Annotated in this window: 17 protein-coding genes and 1 pseudogene; 13 read left to right on the top strand and 5 right to left on the bottom strand. The window is 40.7% G+C overall.

The window, feature by feature from the left end; translation table 11 throughout:
- The 6 genes and pseudogenes from I593_RS20905 to I593_RS16095 form a co-directional block, all read left to right on the top strand.
- Window positions 1-456 (top strand): annotated as a pseudogene (locus I593_RS20905) (DEAD/DEAH box helicase); the annotation flags it as partial.
- A 401-nt stretch (window positions 457-857) separates the two neighbouring features.
- On the top strand, window positions 858-1,676 hold the full coding sequence (locus tag I593_RS16115; protein ID WP_016168629.1) for an ABC transporter ATP-binding protein: 819 nt from the start codon (window positions 858-860) through the stop codon (window positions 1,674-1,676).
- Window positions 1,673-2,452, top strand: a complete 780-nt coding sequence (gene mlaE, locus I593_RS16110; protein ID WP_016168628.1) for a lipid asymmetry maintenance ABC transporter permease subunit MlaE — start codon at window positions 1,673-1,675, stop codon at window positions 2,450-2,452. Before I593_RS16115 ends, mlaE begins: the two co-directional genes overlap by 4 nt.
- Window positions 2,452-3,120: an outer membrane lipid asymmetry maintenance protein MlaD gene (gene mlaD / locus I593_RS16105; protein WP_016168627.1), complete on the top strand. Its 669-nt coding sequence runs from the start codon at window positions 2,452-2,454 to the stop codon at window positions 3,118-3,120. The genes mlaE and mlaD overlap by 1 nt, the downstream gene beginning before the upstream one ends.
- 19 nt (window positions 3,121-3,139) lie before the next feature.
- The gene (locus tag I593_RS16100; RefSeq protein WP_016168626.1) at window positions 3,140-3,772 is read left to right on the top strand and encodes an MlaC/ttg2D family ABC transporter substrate-binding protein; all 633 of its coding nucleotides are present in this window, start codon (window positions 3,140-3,142) and stop codon (window positions 3,770-3,772) included.
- Window positions 3,773-3,781: 9 nt separating this feature from the next.
- A complete protein-coding gene (locus tag I593_RS16095; protein ID WP_016168625.1) occupies window positions 3,782-4,069 on the top strand; it encodes an STAS domain-containing protein in 288 nt (95 codons plus the stop codon).
- A 105-nt stretch (window positions 4,070-4,174) separates the two neighbouring features.
- Here the strand turns inward: I593_RS16095 and I593_RS16090 are convergent, their stop codons facing one another.
- Window positions 4,175-5,188, bottom strand: a complete 1,014-nt coding sequence (locus tag I593_RS16090; protein ID WP_016168624.1) for a magnesium and cobalt transport protein CorA — start codon at window positions 5,186-5,188, stop codon at window positions 4,175-4,177.
- 155 nt (window positions 5,189-5,343) lie between these two features.
- On the opposite strand from I593_RS16090, the gene I593_RS16085 reads away from it, so the two are divergent.
- Window positions 5,344-5,943, top strand: coding sequence for an LOG family protein (locus tag I593_RS16085; protein ID WP_016168623.1), 600 nt, complete (start codon window positions 5,344-5,346; stop codon window positions 5,941-5,943).
- Entirely contained in the window at window positions 5,943-6,344 is a 402-nt protein-coding gene (locus I593_RS16080; RefSeq protein ID WP_016168622.1) for an NUDIX hydrolase, read from the top strand. Before I593_RS16085 ends, I593_RS16080 begins: the two co-directional genes overlap by 1 nt.
- Before the next feature lie 34 nt (window positions 6,345-6,378).
- Here the strand turns inward: I593_RS16080 and I593_RS16075 are convergent, their stop codons facing one another.
- On the bottom strand, window positions 6,379-7,011 hold the full coding sequence (locus I593_RS16075; RefSeq protein WP_016168621.1) for a ComF family protein: 633 nt from the start codon (window positions 7,009-7,011) through the stop codon (window positions 6,379-6,381).
- Complete coding sequence (recG, locus tag I593_RS16070; protein WP_016168620.1) at window positions 7,004-9,049, bottom strand: ATP-dependent DNA helicase RecG; 2,046 nt, start codon at window positions 9,047-9,049, stop codon at window positions 7,004-7,006. The genes I593_RS16075 and recG overlap by 8 nt, the downstream gene beginning before the upstream one ends.
- A gap of 33 nt (window positions 9,050-9,082) precedes the next feature.
- Here recG and I593_RS16065 point away from each other — a divergent pair, with 33 nt between their 5' ends.
- From I593_RS16065 to I593_RS16055, 3 genes are all read left to right on the top strand, one after another.
- A complete protein-coding gene (locus I593_RS16065; protein ID WP_016168619.1) occupies window positions 9,083-9,892 on the top strand; it encodes an NAD(P)H-binding protein in 810 nt (269 codons plus the stop codon).
- 374 nt (window positions 9,893-10,266) lie between these two features.
- Complete coding sequence (locus tag I593_RS16060) at window positions 10,267-10,560, top strand: amidohydrolase family protein (protein ID WP_016168618.1); 294 nt, start codon at window positions 10,267-10,269, stop codon at window positions 10,558-10,560.
- A 247-nt stretch (window positions 10,561-10,807) separates the two neighbouring features.
- Window positions 10,808-11,263, top strand: coding sequence for an amidohydrolase family protein (locus tag I593_RS16055; protein ID WP_081401328.1), 456 nt, complete (start codon window positions 10,808-10,810; stop codon window positions 11,261-11,263).
- Here I593_RS16055 and I593_RS16050 read toward each other — a convergent pair.
- Window positions 11,260-12,129 (bottom strand): IS982 family transposase, encoded by an 870-nt coding sequence (locus tag I593_RS16050; protein WP_016168616.1) that lies wholly within the window; start codon window positions 12,127-12,129, stop codon window positions 11,260-11,262. The genes I593_RS16055 and I593_RS16050 overlap by 4 nt on opposite strands.
- A 112-nt stretch (window positions 12,130-12,241) precedes the next feature.
- Between I593_RS16050 and I593_RS16045 the strand changes: the two genes are divergently transcribed.
- Both I593_RS16045 and I593_RS16040 read left to right on the top strand, forming a co-directional pair.
- Complete coding sequence (locus I593_RS16045; RefSeq protein WP_016168615.1) at window positions 12,242-12,784, top strand: non-canonical purine NTP pyrophosphatase; 543 nt, start codon at window positions 12,242-12,244, stop codon at window positions 12,782-12,784.
- A complete protein-coding gene (locus tag I593_RS16040; protein WP_016168614.1) occupies window positions 12,781-13,617 on the top strand; it encodes an SIR2 family protein in 837 nt (278 codons plus the stop codon). The genes I593_RS16045 and I593_RS16040 overlap by 4 nt, the downstream gene beginning before the upstream one ends.
- Before the next feature lie 207 nt (window positions 13,618-13,824).
- On the opposite strand, the gene plsB is transcribed toward I593_RS16040, so the two are convergent.
- A complete protein-coding gene (gene plsB, locus I593_RS16035) occupies window positions 13,825-16,407 on the bottom strand; it encodes a glycerol-3-phosphate 1-O-acyltransferase PlsB (RefSeq protein ID WP_016168613.1) in 2,583 nt (860 codons plus the stop codon).
- Window positions 16,408-16,537 lie beyond the last annotated feature (130 nt).

The raw sequence follows: 16,537 nt of genomic DNA, 5'->3' as shown, positions 1-16,537 counted from the left end.
AATGATCGTCCACGCCGTGAAGGTGGTTTCGAAGACCGTCCACGTCGCGAATTTAATAATGATCGTCCACGCCGTGAAGGTGGTTTTGAAGACCGTCCACGTCGCGAATTTAACAGCGATCGTCCACGCCGTGAAGGTGGTTTCAATGATAAGCCGCGTTTTGACTCGAATGATGACAACCGTGGGAACCGTGTAGATTACAAACCGCGTCGTGAAGGTTCTTTTGGTGACCGTCCTAAACGTGATTTCGGTGATCGTCCACCGCGTCGTGAAGGTGGTTTTGGTGACCGTCCACAGCGTTCATTTGGTGGTGAAGATCGTCCTAAGCGTTCATTCGGTGGTGAAGATCGTCCACAGCGTTCATTTGGTGGCGAAGATCGTCCTAAGCGTTCATTCGGTGGTGAGGATCGTCCACGTCGTGAAGGCGGTGACCGTCGTCGCAAGTTTAATGACTAAATCATCCCTTCTAAGAAACCAGCGCAAAAGCGCTGGTTTTTTTATGTTTAAAGATTTTGTTTATTGTTTAAAAAATGTATACTAAGTCAAATTTATGTTGAAATATGACAAATATGAACAACAATATAGAAGAACAACCTCTGTTAGGGTATTCGTTAAAAGAGGTCATTATGCCTTATCTTGGTTTTATTCTTTTGCTGAGCAATTTGATCTTTTTCTTTTACGCTCAATTTATATAACACAGCGTTCTAATTTCTATGCTGTGCACCTTGGTTCGTATAATTAAAATGACAGAATCAAAAAACAAATTGCACACAGTTTACCCGACGTAACTAGGTAACATTTTATAGTTCAATCCTTTATAGTATGCGTGCTGAAAAATTGCAGGAACTTTCTCCGCTATGAATAATCAAGCACCCCTTGAAAATTCAGCTTTGATTGAAGTCAAAGAACTGAGTTTTAAGCGAGGGGAACGAATCATTTATGACCAAGTCAGTCTGAAGATTCGACGTGGTCAAATTACCGCCATTATGGGGCCATCTGGAACAGGTAAAACGACACTGTTGCGTTTAATTGGGGGGCAGTTAACCCCAGATCATGGGCAAGTGCTACTTGACGGTAAAGATATTGGTCAGATGTCGCGACATGAGTTGTTTGCGGCACGAGCACGTATGGGCATGCTGTTCCAAAGCGGTGCTTTATTTACCGATATGAGCGTTTATGAAAATGTTGCATTTCCATTGCGTGCGCATACCCAATTACCTGAGCATTTAATTGCAGAATTGGTCGCATTAAAGCTGGAATCGGTTGGCCTGCGTGGCACAGAGCAGCTCATGCCTTCTGAACTTTCAGGGGGGATGAACCGACGTGTGGCTTTGGCACGTGCAATTGCATTAGATCCAGAATTGATTATGTATGATGAACCTTTTGCAGGTCAGGATCCGATTGTTAAAGGTGTACTGACTCGACTAATCCGTTCTCTACGTGAAGCACTAGAGTTGACCACGATTATTGTATCGCATGATGTAGCAGAAACGCTTTCGATTGCAGATTATATTTATGTGGTTGCGGAGGGGAAAGTGCAAGGTGAAGGTACGCCTGCTGAATTACAGGCGAATGCATCACCATTTGTGCGACAGTTCCTGACAGGTGCGGCTGAAGGGCCTGTAGAATATCAGTTTAGTCATCAAGCGTATTTGGCGGGCGAGGTTCGTGCATGAATGCTATTGCCTCATTAGGTAGACGCGTTATTCAGAGTGTTCAGGGTGTCGGTGTTGCAACCATTATGTTGTTACAAATTCTATGCTCAATGCCGACATGGTTAGGGGTCAAACTGTTTGTTTACCAAATGTATCGTGTCGGGGTGATGTCCTTACTGATTATTTCGGTGTCAGGTTTGTTCATTGGTTTGGTTTTAGGCTTACAAGGCTATTCCATTTTGGTCAACATTGGTTCAGAAGCTATGTTGGGCACCATGGTGTCGTTAACTCTGTTACGTGAATTGGCTCCTGTGGTTGCCGCATTATTATTTGCTGGGCGTGCAGGTTCTGCATTGACTGCAGAAATTGGATTAATGAAAGCCACCGAACAATTGTCCAGTATGGAGATGATCGGGGTTGATCCATTAAAACGTATTGTTTCACCACGTTTGTGGGCGGGTATTGTAAGTTTGCCGATGTTGAGTGTGGTGTTTGCTGCGATTGGTATTATTGGCGGTAAAATGGTCGGCGTAGATTTTCTGGGCGTAGATGAAGGTTCTTTCTGGAGTGGTATGCAAAGTAATGTGCAATTCTATAAAGATATCTTTAATGGCACGATTATTAAGAGTATTGTTTTTGCCATTTTATGTACTTGGATTGCGGTTTACCAAGGCTATGCTTGTGTACCGACATCTGAAGGCATTGCAACATCCACAACGCGTACCGTGGTGTATTCATCGCTTTGTGTATTAGGTTTTGATTTTGTGTTGACTGCGGTCATGTTCGGAGGGGTTTAATGAAATCACGTGCAAGTGAGCTGGCCGTAGGATTATTTGTGATTGTCTTCGGTGTTGCATTGTTTTTCTTGGCAATGAAAGTGAGTGGCTTAGTCGGCACTAACTTACGTGATGCCTATAGCATGACGGCACAATTTGATAACGTAAATGGCTTGAAGCCTCGTGCCAAAGTTACGATGAGTGGTGTCACGATTGGTCGTGTTACAGATATTACTCTAGATCCCGTAACGCGTTTGGCAACGGTGCATTTTGAGTTGGATGGCAAGCTAACGTCTTTCAATGCAGAACAGTTGAAAACGGTTGAAAACAACGCGTTGGATGAGTTGCGCTATAGCACAGAATATACCGAAGCTACACCAGCGAAACAAAAAGAAATGGAACAGCAACTTATTGCGAACATGAAATCCATCACCAGTATTGATGAAGATGCTTACATAATGGTAGCAACCAATGGCTTGTTGGGTGAGAAGTATTTGAAAGTTGTTCCAGGTGGTGGCTTGAATTATATCAAGCGTGGTGCATCAATCGCTAACACTCAGGGTACGATGGATTTAGAAGATTTGATTAGTAAATTTATTACAGCAGGTGCAGGTAAGTCATCGACTCCATCGGCAGAAGCTGAGGCACCAACTGAAAAAACAGATGCTGAACCAGCATTTGTTGAATAATTGAAAGAGGAACTTAGAAGTGAATATGTTGTTGAAACAAACATTAACGGCAAGCATTTTATCAACCATGATTGCAGGTACTGCATTTGCTGCGCCAGCTGAAGCTCCTCCTGCATTTATTAAGCGTGTGGCGGATGGTTTAATTGGTCGCTTAAAAGCAGACCATGCAAAATTGCAAAATAACCCAGCAGCGGTTAAAGCCATTGTACGTCAAAACTTAGACCCGTATGTAGATTCACAAGCGTTCACTCGTATTGTCATGGGTACTTATGCAACCAATCAGTACAGCACTGCAGCACAGCGTGCACAGTTTGAAAAGAACTTCCGTGAAACATTGATTGAAAACTACGGTACAGCTTTTGCCAAGTTTAGCAACCAGACGTATAGCATGCGCCCTTATAAAGCAACAGGCAGTGCTAATCCTGTAGTGACCATTGACTTTAATAACAACGGTGAAAAGATTCCTGTATCGTTCCAGTTGGCGGATAAAGGTAGCCAATGGAAGATTCGTAACATCAACGTTTCTGGTATTGATTTAGGTTTGCAATTCCGTAACCAGTTTGCGGCGACTGTGAAACGTAATGGTGGTAATCTGGATAAAGCGATTGCTAACTTTGAACCAGATGCTGACGCAGCTGTAAAGAAAAAATAAGATAGGTGAATGGTGATTAGTCTCGTCAATCAGGAATTGCAAGTCACTGGAAAAATCGACTATGACAATGCTGAACAATACTATCAGCAGGGTCTGGCATTGATTCAGAAACAACAGTTGTCTATGGTAGTGAACCTAGCACAGTTGCAACAGGGAAGTACCTTGGCATTAGCGGTACTGGTACGTTGGTTGCGCCAAACGCCTCAAGCACAAGGTTTACACTTTAAGGCTGTGCCTGACAAAATGATGAAGATTATTCAGGCTTGTCATCTGCAAGATGATCTGCATTTGATCTAAAAGAAAAAGCACCGCAATTGCGGTGCTTTTTTTATGTTGAATCTTATGCTCAAAAAGAACGTGTTCTGTTGTACTTCGCGGATCACACCATGCAAAAAAGAATGTTCAGATCCATTTTTTCCAGCGGAAATAAATCAGTGGCCCAATAAAGAAGCCGACAATAATCATACTAACGGCGATAAAGCTGGTGGTGCCGTGGGCAAAGGGTAAAACATCCGTATTCATGCCGTAGATACTTGCCACTAACATTGGGGGTGCAAGCATACTGGGTAAAATCGAGAAGCGACGAATGGTATCATTCTGCTCGGTGTTAATGAATCCTGATGTCGTATCTAGCAAGAAGCGCACTTTCTGGAACAAGAAGGCATCATGTTCGACCAGTGAGCGTACATCTTCACTCAACTCTCGAATGTCTGCATCATAGATATGACTGCCTAGGGCACGCGGACGGGATAAGAAGGTCAGTACACGACGTAAGTCAATCAAACAGAGTTGTGCCTTACCTAACATATCTTCTAACTGTGCCAGACGCGTAATCATGTCATCGAGGTCGAGAATTTGTTCACGATGACGGTTATTCAGCACTTCTGTGGAGTATTTTTCCAAGTCCTTGTGGATATCTTCCAAGATATCCGCAAGCTCATCCAGTTTGGCTTCCAGTAAACCTAAAAGTACCCAAGTCGGGTCTTTATAGTCAATTTCGTAATCATTGCGACGTGCGCGTGCGCGAAAGGCACGGAAAGCCACCAGTTTTTCACCACGTAGAGTAAACAAGCGCTCTTTATGCAAAATAAAAGCGACGGTTTGTACTGTAGCTAAAATACTGGAATTATCATCCGCTTCACCATCCACCTGATAATTTTTATTTTTCGTTAAAAAATACGTGCTGATATGCAAAATACCATCATCATCACGGTAGAATCGGGCAGATGAAGAGATGTCTTCCAACGATTTTAGTGTTGGTAGATTTTGATCATAGGCATCTAAAACCCATTGCTGTTCTTCTTGTGAAGGTGCAATCAGGTCGACCCAGACTAGTTCTGGATGTAAATCAAAACCGCCATTAATGGTGGCGTCTTCTAAACTACCGCGCTCTGTGGCGTAAAAGGCTTCAAGCATAGATGTCTTTTCTCCCTTACGCAGTATGGGGTTAAATCGATGGGTGTATTTTAGACAAGGATTTCATGAAAAACACTGATTGAATTGCTAATTTATGAAAAAATCTCTATCTACTTTACTTTCGCGGTATGACAAGATCATAACATGGTGAAATAATGACACATTCTATTGCGGTTTTTTGTGGTTCAGCGGTTGGTACAGACACCATTTTCTTAGATACAGCACGTCATGTTGGGCAAACGTTAGCACAACAAGGTAAAACACTGGTCTATGGTGGTGGGCGCTCTGGTTTAATGGGCGTGATTGCAGATAGTGCCTTACAAGCAGGTGGGCGAGTGATTGGAGTGATTCCACATGCATTGGTCGATCGTGAGTTGGCTCATCCTGATTTGACTGAGCTGCATGTGGTAAAAAACATGCATGAACGTAAAACCCAAATGTCTGAACTTTCAGATGCCTTTATTGCACTGCCAGGTGGTGCGGGAACTTTGGAAGAAATTTTTGAACAGTGGACTTGGGCACAATTGGGCATTCATTTAAAACCATGCGCTTTTTTAAATGTTGAAGGCTTTTATGATGACCTGATTAAATTCATCAACTTAACGACTGAAAAAGGCTTTACGCATTCACGTTTCACAGAGACCTTAATTGCTGAAAACTCGGTTGAAGCGATTCTACAGCAGTTTGATGTATTTACTGCACCTACCCCGAAATGGGGCATGACCGAGCAGCAAGACTTGGTGAAACACGCCTAATGAAACAAATTACTGTCGCTGCGGGTATTGTGTTAAATGCACAACAGCAGTTGTTATTGGTGCGTAAGCACAACACTCGTTTTTTTATGCAGGTGGGTGGCAAGCTAGAACCAGATGAAGCACCTGAACATTGTATCTTGCGTGAAATCGAGGAAGAAATTGGCTGTCAGGCGAAAATTATTCAGTACGTTGGACGTTTTGAAATCGCTGCGGCCAATGAGCCTGATCATCTATTGGTGAGTCATGTATTTCAAGTGGAGCTAGATAGCTCGCCACAAATTGCAGCAGAAATTGCCGAACTTAAGTGGATTGAGCTGGATGATCAGAGCACGCCTTTAGCACCATTGACTCGAGAAATCGTATTGCCATGGGTGCGTCAGTATTTAAAGATACAGGCCTAGCTTTTTCAAATGGATTGAATCAATACTTCTATGATTAAACCTGAGCTGCTGCAATACAGGTGGCTTCAATTTTTCGGCAGCCCAGTTCATTTAGAGCTTGCTGCAATGCTTTAAGTGAGCTGCCTGTTGTCACCACATCATCGAGCATTAACACGCGACGATAACGCAGAGTGTTTGTTGGGGCGATTTTAAATTGCTGTTCTATGCTATCCAGTCGTTCTAAACGGCTTAAGCCTTTCTGCGAATGCTGATGTTGCCGTTGAATAGGTTGCCAAACTGGAATATTTAACTGCTGACTCAAACGCTGTGCCAGAATGACACTTTGGTTATAACCTCGTTCGGCCAAACGTTGAGTAGAAATTGGCATGGGAACGATGGCTTGAATTTGACGATAGTCCAGTTGTTTGAGCAGTCCAGTCAGCAAAATTTGAAAATGTAGTTGTTGCTCATATTTAAATTGCTGAATCACACGATCAATGGGATAGGCATAATGGCAGGCGACTTGAACCTCAATTTCTTGACGTTGCACAGATTGTTTGAACCAAGGTAAATGGTTCCAGCAATCTTGACAGAGGCTTGCATGACGACCACGCTCAAGTCCACAAAACTGACATGGTAGTACTGAATGCAGCCATTGCTGAGCGCTAGATAAAAAAGGTTTAAACATAAGCATAGCGCGGGGCTTCAGGTAGCCAGCGTTTGAGTAAGGCATCGGCCTGAGTTGGATAGTCTTTCAGGATTTGTTGTGCCACATAATGCGCCTGATTGAGCAAATGATCATCCCGTTCTAATTTGGCAACGCGAAAGCCCATATCTCCCGTTTGTTTAGTGCCGAGTAACTCCCCAGGGCCGCGAATCTCTAAATCTTTCTCTGCAATGATGAAGCCATCATTGGTTTCACGCATGATGCGTAAGCGTTCTTGTCCATTTTGTGATAGTGGATTCTTATAGAGTAGGGCACAAAAACTTGCCTTTGCACCACGTCCAACACGACCACGTAACTGATGCAGTTGTGATAAGCCCAGACGCTCGGCATTTTCAATGACCATAATAGAGGCATTCGGCACATCCACGCCGACTTCAATTACCGTGGTCGCAATGAGCAGTTGTAGTTCGTTATCCTTGAACTGTTGCATGACGGCTTGCTTCTCATCGGCTTTCATTTTGCCATGCACCAGTCCGATATTGAGTGTTGGGAAACGTTGCTTGATTTCGGCATAGGTGGCTTCTGCGGCTTGAGCATCTAAAGTTTCCGACTGTTCGACCAATGTGCAAACCCAATAGGCTTGTTTGCCTTCGGCGCAATTACTGGCAATCCGTTGTAAGACTTCTTCACGACGGTCCAAAGGAATAGTCACCGTTTGAATCGGGGTTCGACCTGGTGGCAATTCATCAATCACTGAGGTATCTAAGTCCCCATATGCGGACATCGCGAGAGTACGCGGAATAGGGGTTGCGGTCATCACCAGTTGATGGGGTGTGGTTTGCTGTGCGCCTTTATTGCGAAGTGCCAAACGCTGATCGACCCCAAAGCGATGCTGTTCATCAATAATGACCAAACCCAACTTATGAAAGGCAACACTATCTTGGAATAACGCATGCGTACCAATCACCAGTTGAGCTGAGCCTTGTTGGATTTGTTGTTCTGCTAAGGCACGCGCTTTGCCCTTTTGTTTGCCTGATAGCCATGCCACATTTAAGCCTAGAGGCTCAAACCAGCGTTTAAAATTCAAATAATGCTGTTCCGCCAAAATTTCAGTCGGTGCCATGAGGGCAACTTGCCAACCTTCTTCTAAGGCATGACAAGCAGCAAGTGCTGCCACGAGCGTTTTACCTGCCCCGACATCACCTTGTACCAGACGTAGCATTGGCTTGTGTTGCTTTAAATCATCGGAGATTTCTTTAGACACGCGCTTCTGTGCTGCGGTCATTTGAAAAGGCAACGCAGCCAGCAATTGTTTGGCAAAGTTTTTACTGTGCGTAAATGACGGGGCTGCAATTTGTTGAATATAGGCGCGGCGGGTCAGCAGGCTGACTTGATGAGCCACCAATTCCTCAAAAATCAGGCGTTGCTGCGCAGGATGTGAACCTTGACTCAACTGCAACATGTTGGCATCCAATGGAGGTTCATGGATGTAATACAGGGCTTGTTTCAAGGCATAGCCATTGGTGAATTTCTGTGGCAGGAGTTCTGGTAGGTCATCACTGTGCTGTTTTAAGGCATGTTTGACATATTCACGTAGTTTGGTTTGAGTGAGTCCTTCAGTCGCAGGGTAAATCGCCGTGAGCTGGGTTTGTGGCAATGGCGTATGTTCGCTAATTAACTGAATTTCAGGATGATACATTTCCAAGCCACGAGCACCGACACGGACTTCACCAAAAACCCGTAAACGGTTGCCCACCTTGCCGCGATCAGTCAGGGCTTTATATAGGTGATAAAAGCGTAGCGTGACTTTACCGAGCTCATCATCCAGTAAAATGGCCATGGATTTACGCTTTCCCGGAGGAAAGTCCACTGATTTCACCGTACCCTCAAGCAGATAGCTACGCCCAACCTCCAATTGGTTCATGGGGATGATCGTGCTACGATCTTCATAATCCCGCGGCAGATGAAACAATAAATCATCCGTGGTGAAAATATTCAGTTTTTCAAGTAATGCAGCAGAGGCACTTCCAACCCCTTGCAATTGTTGGACTGCGGCCATGTCCCCTCAACTAAAGTGCTCATTAGGTGCTAAATGCATATTTTATTTATAGGTTATGGTAAAACATCTCAACGGGTTGCTAAACAATTATTTCAACAAGGCCACCAAATTACCACAATAAGCCGTACTGCCAAACCACAAGATTTTGCTACACATTTAATTCAAGATATTCATCAACTTGATTTGAGTCAAATTACTCCTGTCGATATCGTCTATGTCTTGTTATCTCCCACATCGAGCACGCCTGAAGGCTATCAAGCGACTTTTGTGGATGCCATTCCTGCGATGCAGAAGGCCTTACAAGCTCATCCTGTCAAAAAAGTCATCGTAGTGTCTTCAACCCGAGTTTATGGTGAACAAGTAGGGGAGCGTGTTGATGATGCGAGTGTGCCTAAGCCAATTGATGCACAAGGCGAGATTCTAAGGCAGATGGAATTGTTATGGCAGGCTGCGTATCCTGAGCAAAGTATTATTATTCGCCCAACAGGCATTTACGGAGCTTCTGTTGCACGTATGGTGAAGTTGGCGCAGCAGACGTCGACATATCCGAATATTCATTATAGTAATCGTATTCATATTGAAGATTTAGCCCGCTTTTTGGCGCATTTGATTCACGTGGAACATCCTAAAAGTTCTTATATTGTCACGAATAATCAACCCATTCCTTTACATGAAATTATTCAGTGGTTTCAGCAGCAGTTGGAGCTGCCAGTTTTAGTTTTGGAAAGTGATGTGGTGTCTGGTAAGCGAATTTATGCTTCCAACATGCAGCAGATGGATTTTGAATTACAACATCCAGATTGTTTTGAGGATTATTCGGCGTTGTTGTTAAAAAATGATTGAAAAATATTCTGTATTTTGTTCAATGAAAGATGAGGAACATTGATTGGAAAATAGTCGTGGAATGTGAAAAGTCCATAAAAAAGCCCAATCGGGTTTGATTGGGCTTTAATTAACAATATAAGGTATTGATTTAAGTTAAATTATTTTGAGAATTTCGTATGGCATGCATTATGTTAATTGTAGGAAAACTTAACATCTCTAACGATTTAAACGTGTTTTTAGTATAAAAAATGAAATAAAGAGAATAGATAGGATAGAAGAATATAAAATTTATAGAAGAGAACTTTTAGGTATACTTTAGTTTAAATACAAAATTTTATTATTTGCTATATAATTCATGTGTTTAAGTAATTGGTCGTTCATAGATGTCCATCATGCTAGATATTAAAGAAGAAAATATTCTTCAGAGTATACCTAAAGGAGATTTGCATGTTCATCTTAATGGGGCAATACCAACTGATTTAGTTAAAAATATTTTAGAGAAAGATTTAACTATTATTCCTAGCTCTTTTGATTTAGATAAAAATTTAAATATTTTAGAACCTCAAAATCATTTGTCTGATTATTTAAAGCCGTGGGAAGTTTTAAATCTTTTACCAAAATCAAAAGAAGATTTAAACCTTATAGTTTTAGAAACTTTCCGTAGTTTTCAATTGGCGAATATCTAATTTGTTGAGATAAGAAATACTATTTTTTATATAGCGAAACTTAATTCTATTTCTTTAGAATCAGCTATCTTATGGCTGTTAGGGGCATTAAATTCAGCCTCTAGAATAACAGGAATTCACTTTGGCTTAATCATAACTATTAGAAGATCTTCAAGATCCTCAGAAGATTTAAAAAATATTTTATCTGCAATTAAAAATATTGGAAATCCAAAGAATATAGTTGGGTTGGATTTAGCCGGAAACGAAGATATCCCCCGTTCCAGATGATTTAGCATATTGGTTTAATAAGGCTAAGCATGATTTGAATTTAGGTATCACAATTCATGCAGGTGAAACTGGGAATATAAATAATATTTTAGTAGCTATTAATCAATTTGGTGCTGATCGAATTGGGCATGGTACTGCTGCGATGAACTGTATAGATACTATGGATTTACTTCGAACTAGAGATATTGCTGTTGAAGTTTGCCCTATTTCTAATAGACGTACTAACTCAATAAAAGAAGATGATGCCTATACGTTTCATAAGTTTATGGAACATAATGTCCCATTTATTTTATGCTCTGATAATCCAGCGATACATAAATTAAGTCTTGTAGACGACTACAGAGTGTTTTTATATGAAACACAAGACTTATCCTTTATTTTAAATCAATTTACTCTTCAAAAAAAATATTCATTTATTAACCCGAATCCTGCTTAAGCCGATATTTCCATAATACGAATCATCGGTTTATTTTGATGACATATTTGATAAGCACATAAAGATGCATAAATACCAGCTAAATAGCCTGCAACACTTCTTGCTCTAGTTGTCACTAGATTGTACGTCCCTTTCAGCAAACTGAATAAAGTTTCTATTTTATTGCGTTGTTTTAGATGGTATTCATCTGCTTTTAATAACTGTATAGATTTCATGTTCTTTCGGTGATAAGTAATTAAATCAATATCTTGATCTTTAAGCCTGCTCTTAAGCTCATGACTAATATAGCCGCGATCAGCATACAATTTTGCAGTCATTCCTTTGACTAGTTGCTCCACCATTTTGATATCTGCTGTATGTCCATTGGATAAAACCGTATTTACTATTCCACCTGATTGATTCATCAGCAAATGCAGCTTACAGCCAAAGAACCAACCCATTGAGCTTTTTCCACGTGTTGCAATAGCCGATAAAGACTTATGACGTTGTATTCGCTGATTTTTACAGACAGGTAATATGGTTGAATCAATCCATAAATAATTGCTTTGCTGATCTTTCATCAAAGCAAAATGTAGGGCATGTAAAGCCAGTTGATGTGTATTCATCAGATGAATCATGCGTTGATAACATGGTAGATGTTTAAATAGATGGCTATTGTTATATTTTAAAGCTGTAAAGAATGCTTTGAAATTATTGAAATGAGAGCACTTATACCAAATTGCAATAAAGGTAATTTCAGAAATACTGAGCTGAGCAGGGCGAACTCTTGAGCATCGAAAGTTCTGCTTTAAGAAATTCCAATAGATTGATTCAAATTTAAGAAAGAAATCATCAATTATGCAGAATAATTGGGTACTATCAATCATAAGGACTAGAGCTTTAAGTTTGGTGTGGTAACTCAACTGATGGCTCTAGTCCTTCTCTTTTTCAAGTCAATTTCTTATCCGCGATTCAGGTATTTATTAAGGATATAATTTAATGAAAATCATAGTCACAACAGGTAATGAGTTCAAGTTAAAGGAACTAGATCACTATATGGCAGGGACTGGCGTTGTTTTTGAATCAAGAAAGACAAAAATTGAGGAATTACAAACATTTGATGAACAGGTTTTATTAAAAGATAAATTGGGGAAAGCATTTGCTAAATTTAAGGAGCCAGTATTAGTTGAACATGCTAGCTTGTATTTAGAAGCACTAAATGACTTTCCAGGAGGATTAACAGAAATTTTTTGGGAAACGATACAGGCAGATAAATTTTGTGACTTATTTAAGGGTACTAAAATTACAGCTAAAACTTCGATTGGCTTTTGTGACGGTAGAAAGAACTATTATTTTATAGGGGAAAGTCAAGGTACTGTAGCAGAAGAACCTATGGGTAATCGTGATTTTCAATGGGACTGTGTTTTTATTCCAGATGGTTACAATAAAACTTATGCTGAGTTAGGAAGTGAAAAATTAGAAATCTCTATGAGAAAGCATGCATTTGATCAATTTAAACAATTTATAGAGTCTTTAAAATGAGTAAATTTTCACATTTATCTACCCTGAAAAAAGCTTATAAAGATGAAAAATTAATGTTATTCCTCGGAGCTGGGGTGTCTACAATTCTGAATCTACCTAACTGGAGTGATCTCATTAATCTGATTGCAGAGGAATGTGATTATGACCCAAAGGTTTTTAAGACTTTAGCTGATGATAATGCATTATTACTAGCTGAATTTTACTATATCAAAAGTTATAAAAGCTTTGGTAGCCTTAGAAGTAAGCTTGATCAAAAATGGCATACTCCGGAATTTATGAGAAAGCTTAGCGATTCAGACTTTCATAAGCTTTTGGCAGAGAAAAAATTTCAATTAATTTATACTACAAACTACGATCAATGGATTGAGAAAGCTTTTGATCTATATTCACAACCTTATACTAAAATTTCTCATATTTCTCATATAAGTAATACAAAAAAGAATGTTCCACAGATTGTAAAATTTCATGGAGATTTTTCAGATGATAATAGTATTATTTTAAATGAGAGTAGCTATTACAGAAGAATGAAGTTTGAAGATCCACTTGATATTAAATTTAAATCTGATCTATTGAGTCATAGTGTTTTATTCATGGGCTATTCCTTAAATGACATGAATATTCGAAGAGTAATCTTTGAGCTAAATAGGTCTTGGCCAGAAACACATAAAAATCAAAAACCTAAATGCTATATCATGGTTAAAAATCATAATGAGATTATTGATACAGTTCTGGAAGATTGGGGAGTTATCCCTATTACAGCTGAAGAATTAGGTATCACAAGCCCTGATAGAAATATACAGAATGCTCAAATTCTAGAAGCGATTAGTTCTTAGTAAAAAGTTTAAAAAGTCTGAATCTTAGTATTTGGGCTTTTTTTAATACCTATATAAGCCATACTTTGTAGACTCGACACTTTAGCTATTCACTATAAGAACCTTTTAATTATTTAACATAAAATATCTTCTGTGAAATACATTAAACTTTTTGTTATACATACAGCATAGGTATCCGCCAATCGCAGATACCTATGCTTTTTAAAATTACTTTTTCTTACGCTTCAAACGACGTTTCGCTTGTTGTGCGGCAACCGCATCTAATACCTGCTTTAACTCTTCATCGCTAAAAGTGGTAATGTGCTGCAACATTTGTAAAGTCACATCATCCAGTACCAAATTGGCATTGGCAGCAATATTGCTAAAGTTGCTGTCAAATACGATTGAGCCTTCGGCATTGGTACTGATATAACCCTGTTGAGTCAGTACGCGGATAAAACCTTGGAATAGGGCTTTATCGAAGAACTCTGGTGAATTGAACTCATACAACACAGAGAGGCGTTGACCCACCAAATGGCTCAACTCTTCCACTTGACGCGTCGAGATGTTGCCAGAACCACGCTGTGTAATCAGTGCCAAAGTCATGTAATAGCGCTCTAGGCTCTGCATCACAGGACCAGCAAGGACTAACAACTGATTATGATCTTCACTGTTCGGTGCAGGGGAAATTAAATGTCCTTCCGCATCTTCAGTGATGAGTTTTGCACTGATTAAAGCATCTGCATAAGCAGCGATCTGTACTTTTAAGCTTTCATCATCCCATTTAAGAAATAACTCAGCTTTCAAGAATGGATATAAGGTGCGAATGACGTTACATAAATCGTGACGCTTGATGGTACCGTTGTGTTCAACCAAAGCCGCAATCAAAGATGGCAAGACAAAAGCATGCACAATGTTGTTACGGAAGTAGGTGAGTAACACGGCTTGATTGTCTTCAATCGCAATAATATCGCCCAGAACGTGCTTCACGCGCTTAATCAGTTTGAGTTTTAAACCGTAAGCAATAATTTCTTTGCCAGAAAGAGGTGTAACTTGTGTACGCTCATCGTAAGGCAGTGCGGTGAGCAAATTACGATATGCATCTAACTGCTTGATGCACAACTCTTCGTCCAGAGTATGTTTTGGTGTCGCTAGTAAAATCAGAGACAATAACGATACTGGGTTAATCACTACGGCACGGTTGATGTTTTCCAAAATGGTATGTGCCGCACTGTTCACTGCATCAGAGACCTCATTTGGAATTGGATCATCATTTTTTTGAATGCGAATCTGGTCAGCGCCAAAGGCTTTGAGTTTGTCATCCAAGAATACAGGCTCACCGAAGTTCACGTGTACTTTACCGAAGATGCGTTCAATTTTGCGTAGGGTTTTTACAATTCCAAGCACAGATTCCGCTTCTTTCGGTTTACCTTGCATTTCGCCAACATATGTAGAACCTTCCATCAGGCGTTCATAGCCGATATAGGTTGGCACAAACACAATCGGTTTGGCACGTCCACGAAGATGGCTGTGTACTGTCATGGCGAGCATGCCTGTCTTAGCAGGTAATAGGCGTCCTGTACGTGAACGGCCCCCTTCAATGAAGTATTCCAAAGGCGTGTTGCGCGACAGAATGCTGTATAAATATTCTTTAAAAACGGTGGTATATAAACCATTACCACGGAAAGTACGGCGAATAAAGAACGCGCCGCCACCACGTAGTAATTGCCCTACAAATGGCATATTCAGGTTATCACCCGCCGCAATGTACGGTACCATCAAACCACGTTTATAAATTACATAAGACAGTAACAGGTAGTCGATATGACTACGGTGACATGGAGTATAAATAATTTCATATTCTTTTGCCAGTTCACGCACGGTACTGAAGTTATGTACTTCGACGCCATCATACAACTGTGTCCACAAGCGGGTGAGCGCCATATCCGCAAAACGAACGGCTGAAGAGGAATAATCCGAGACGATTTCATTTAAATAACCAATCGCACGACGTTCTGCTTCAAGCATACTGATTTTGCTACGGATACTTTCACGACGAATTGCATCTTGCACATCTTGTGCTTTAATTAGGCTGTGCATGACGTTACGACGGTCAGATAAGTCAGGACCGAGCACGACTTCACGTTGCGCATCCATATAGTTATTTAAGCTGCTAATAATATACGTTGCAGGCGATAAATTTGGATGGGTGGTTTTAGCGTACTGAATCAGGTCACGTAAAGACTGGGCTTCGTGAAATTCCAGATAAGATTCACGTCCATGCAAACCAATATTTACCATCTGTTTAACACGGCTTGGCGTTGCCCATGTATCGGTAAATAACAATTTAAACCAAGAGTCTTCCTTGTCTGGTGAGCGACCCCACAGCACCGTTACAGGCACCAGTTCAATGTCTAGTTCAGGATGCTTTTCGAGTAAATCGATCAGGCGTAATAGACGGGGTGGAAAGGTATTGGGTGGTGGATTAAGTAGGTTCTGCTCATCATGATGTTGTAAAAATAAGATGGAGGCTTTTTCTTTATGTTCGCCAATCAAGAGTGAATCTAAGGCGGCAGGTAATTTTAAACGACGAGTTTCGCCATCGACCACCAAGGCATTACTACGTGAATAGTTTTGTAATACATAGCACACCACCTTCTTGCTTGGTGTGTTGGCAATATTGGGGTCTTCACTGGTGCTTGGAGCTGTCGGGTTGCTGGGTACTTCACCCAAAATATGAGGGGTTACCACAAGGTCAAGTAGCTTGCTGGAAAGCTGGCGATACATTTGACCAAAGCCACGCTTGGACATAAACACTCCTAATACGGTACGAAGCCCCAAAATGTGAAGGGGAAATTATTCTGCGTAATTGTAATCAAAAACTAGATGTCATTTTCTGACAAATTTACTGCTTATGCCAAGATTCTAGCGTTAAACTGCA

The sequence above is a fragment of the Acinetobacter tandoii DSM 14970 = CIP 107469 genome (assembly GCF_000400735.1).
In the GTDB taxonomy this organism is placed as follows: Bacteria; Pseudomonadota; Gammaproteobacteria; order Pseudomonadales; family Moraxellaceae; genus Acinetobacter; species Acinetobacter tandoii.
Note: the sequence above shows the minus strand (reverse complement) of the source record. Positions and strands in the feature narration are given on the sequence as shown.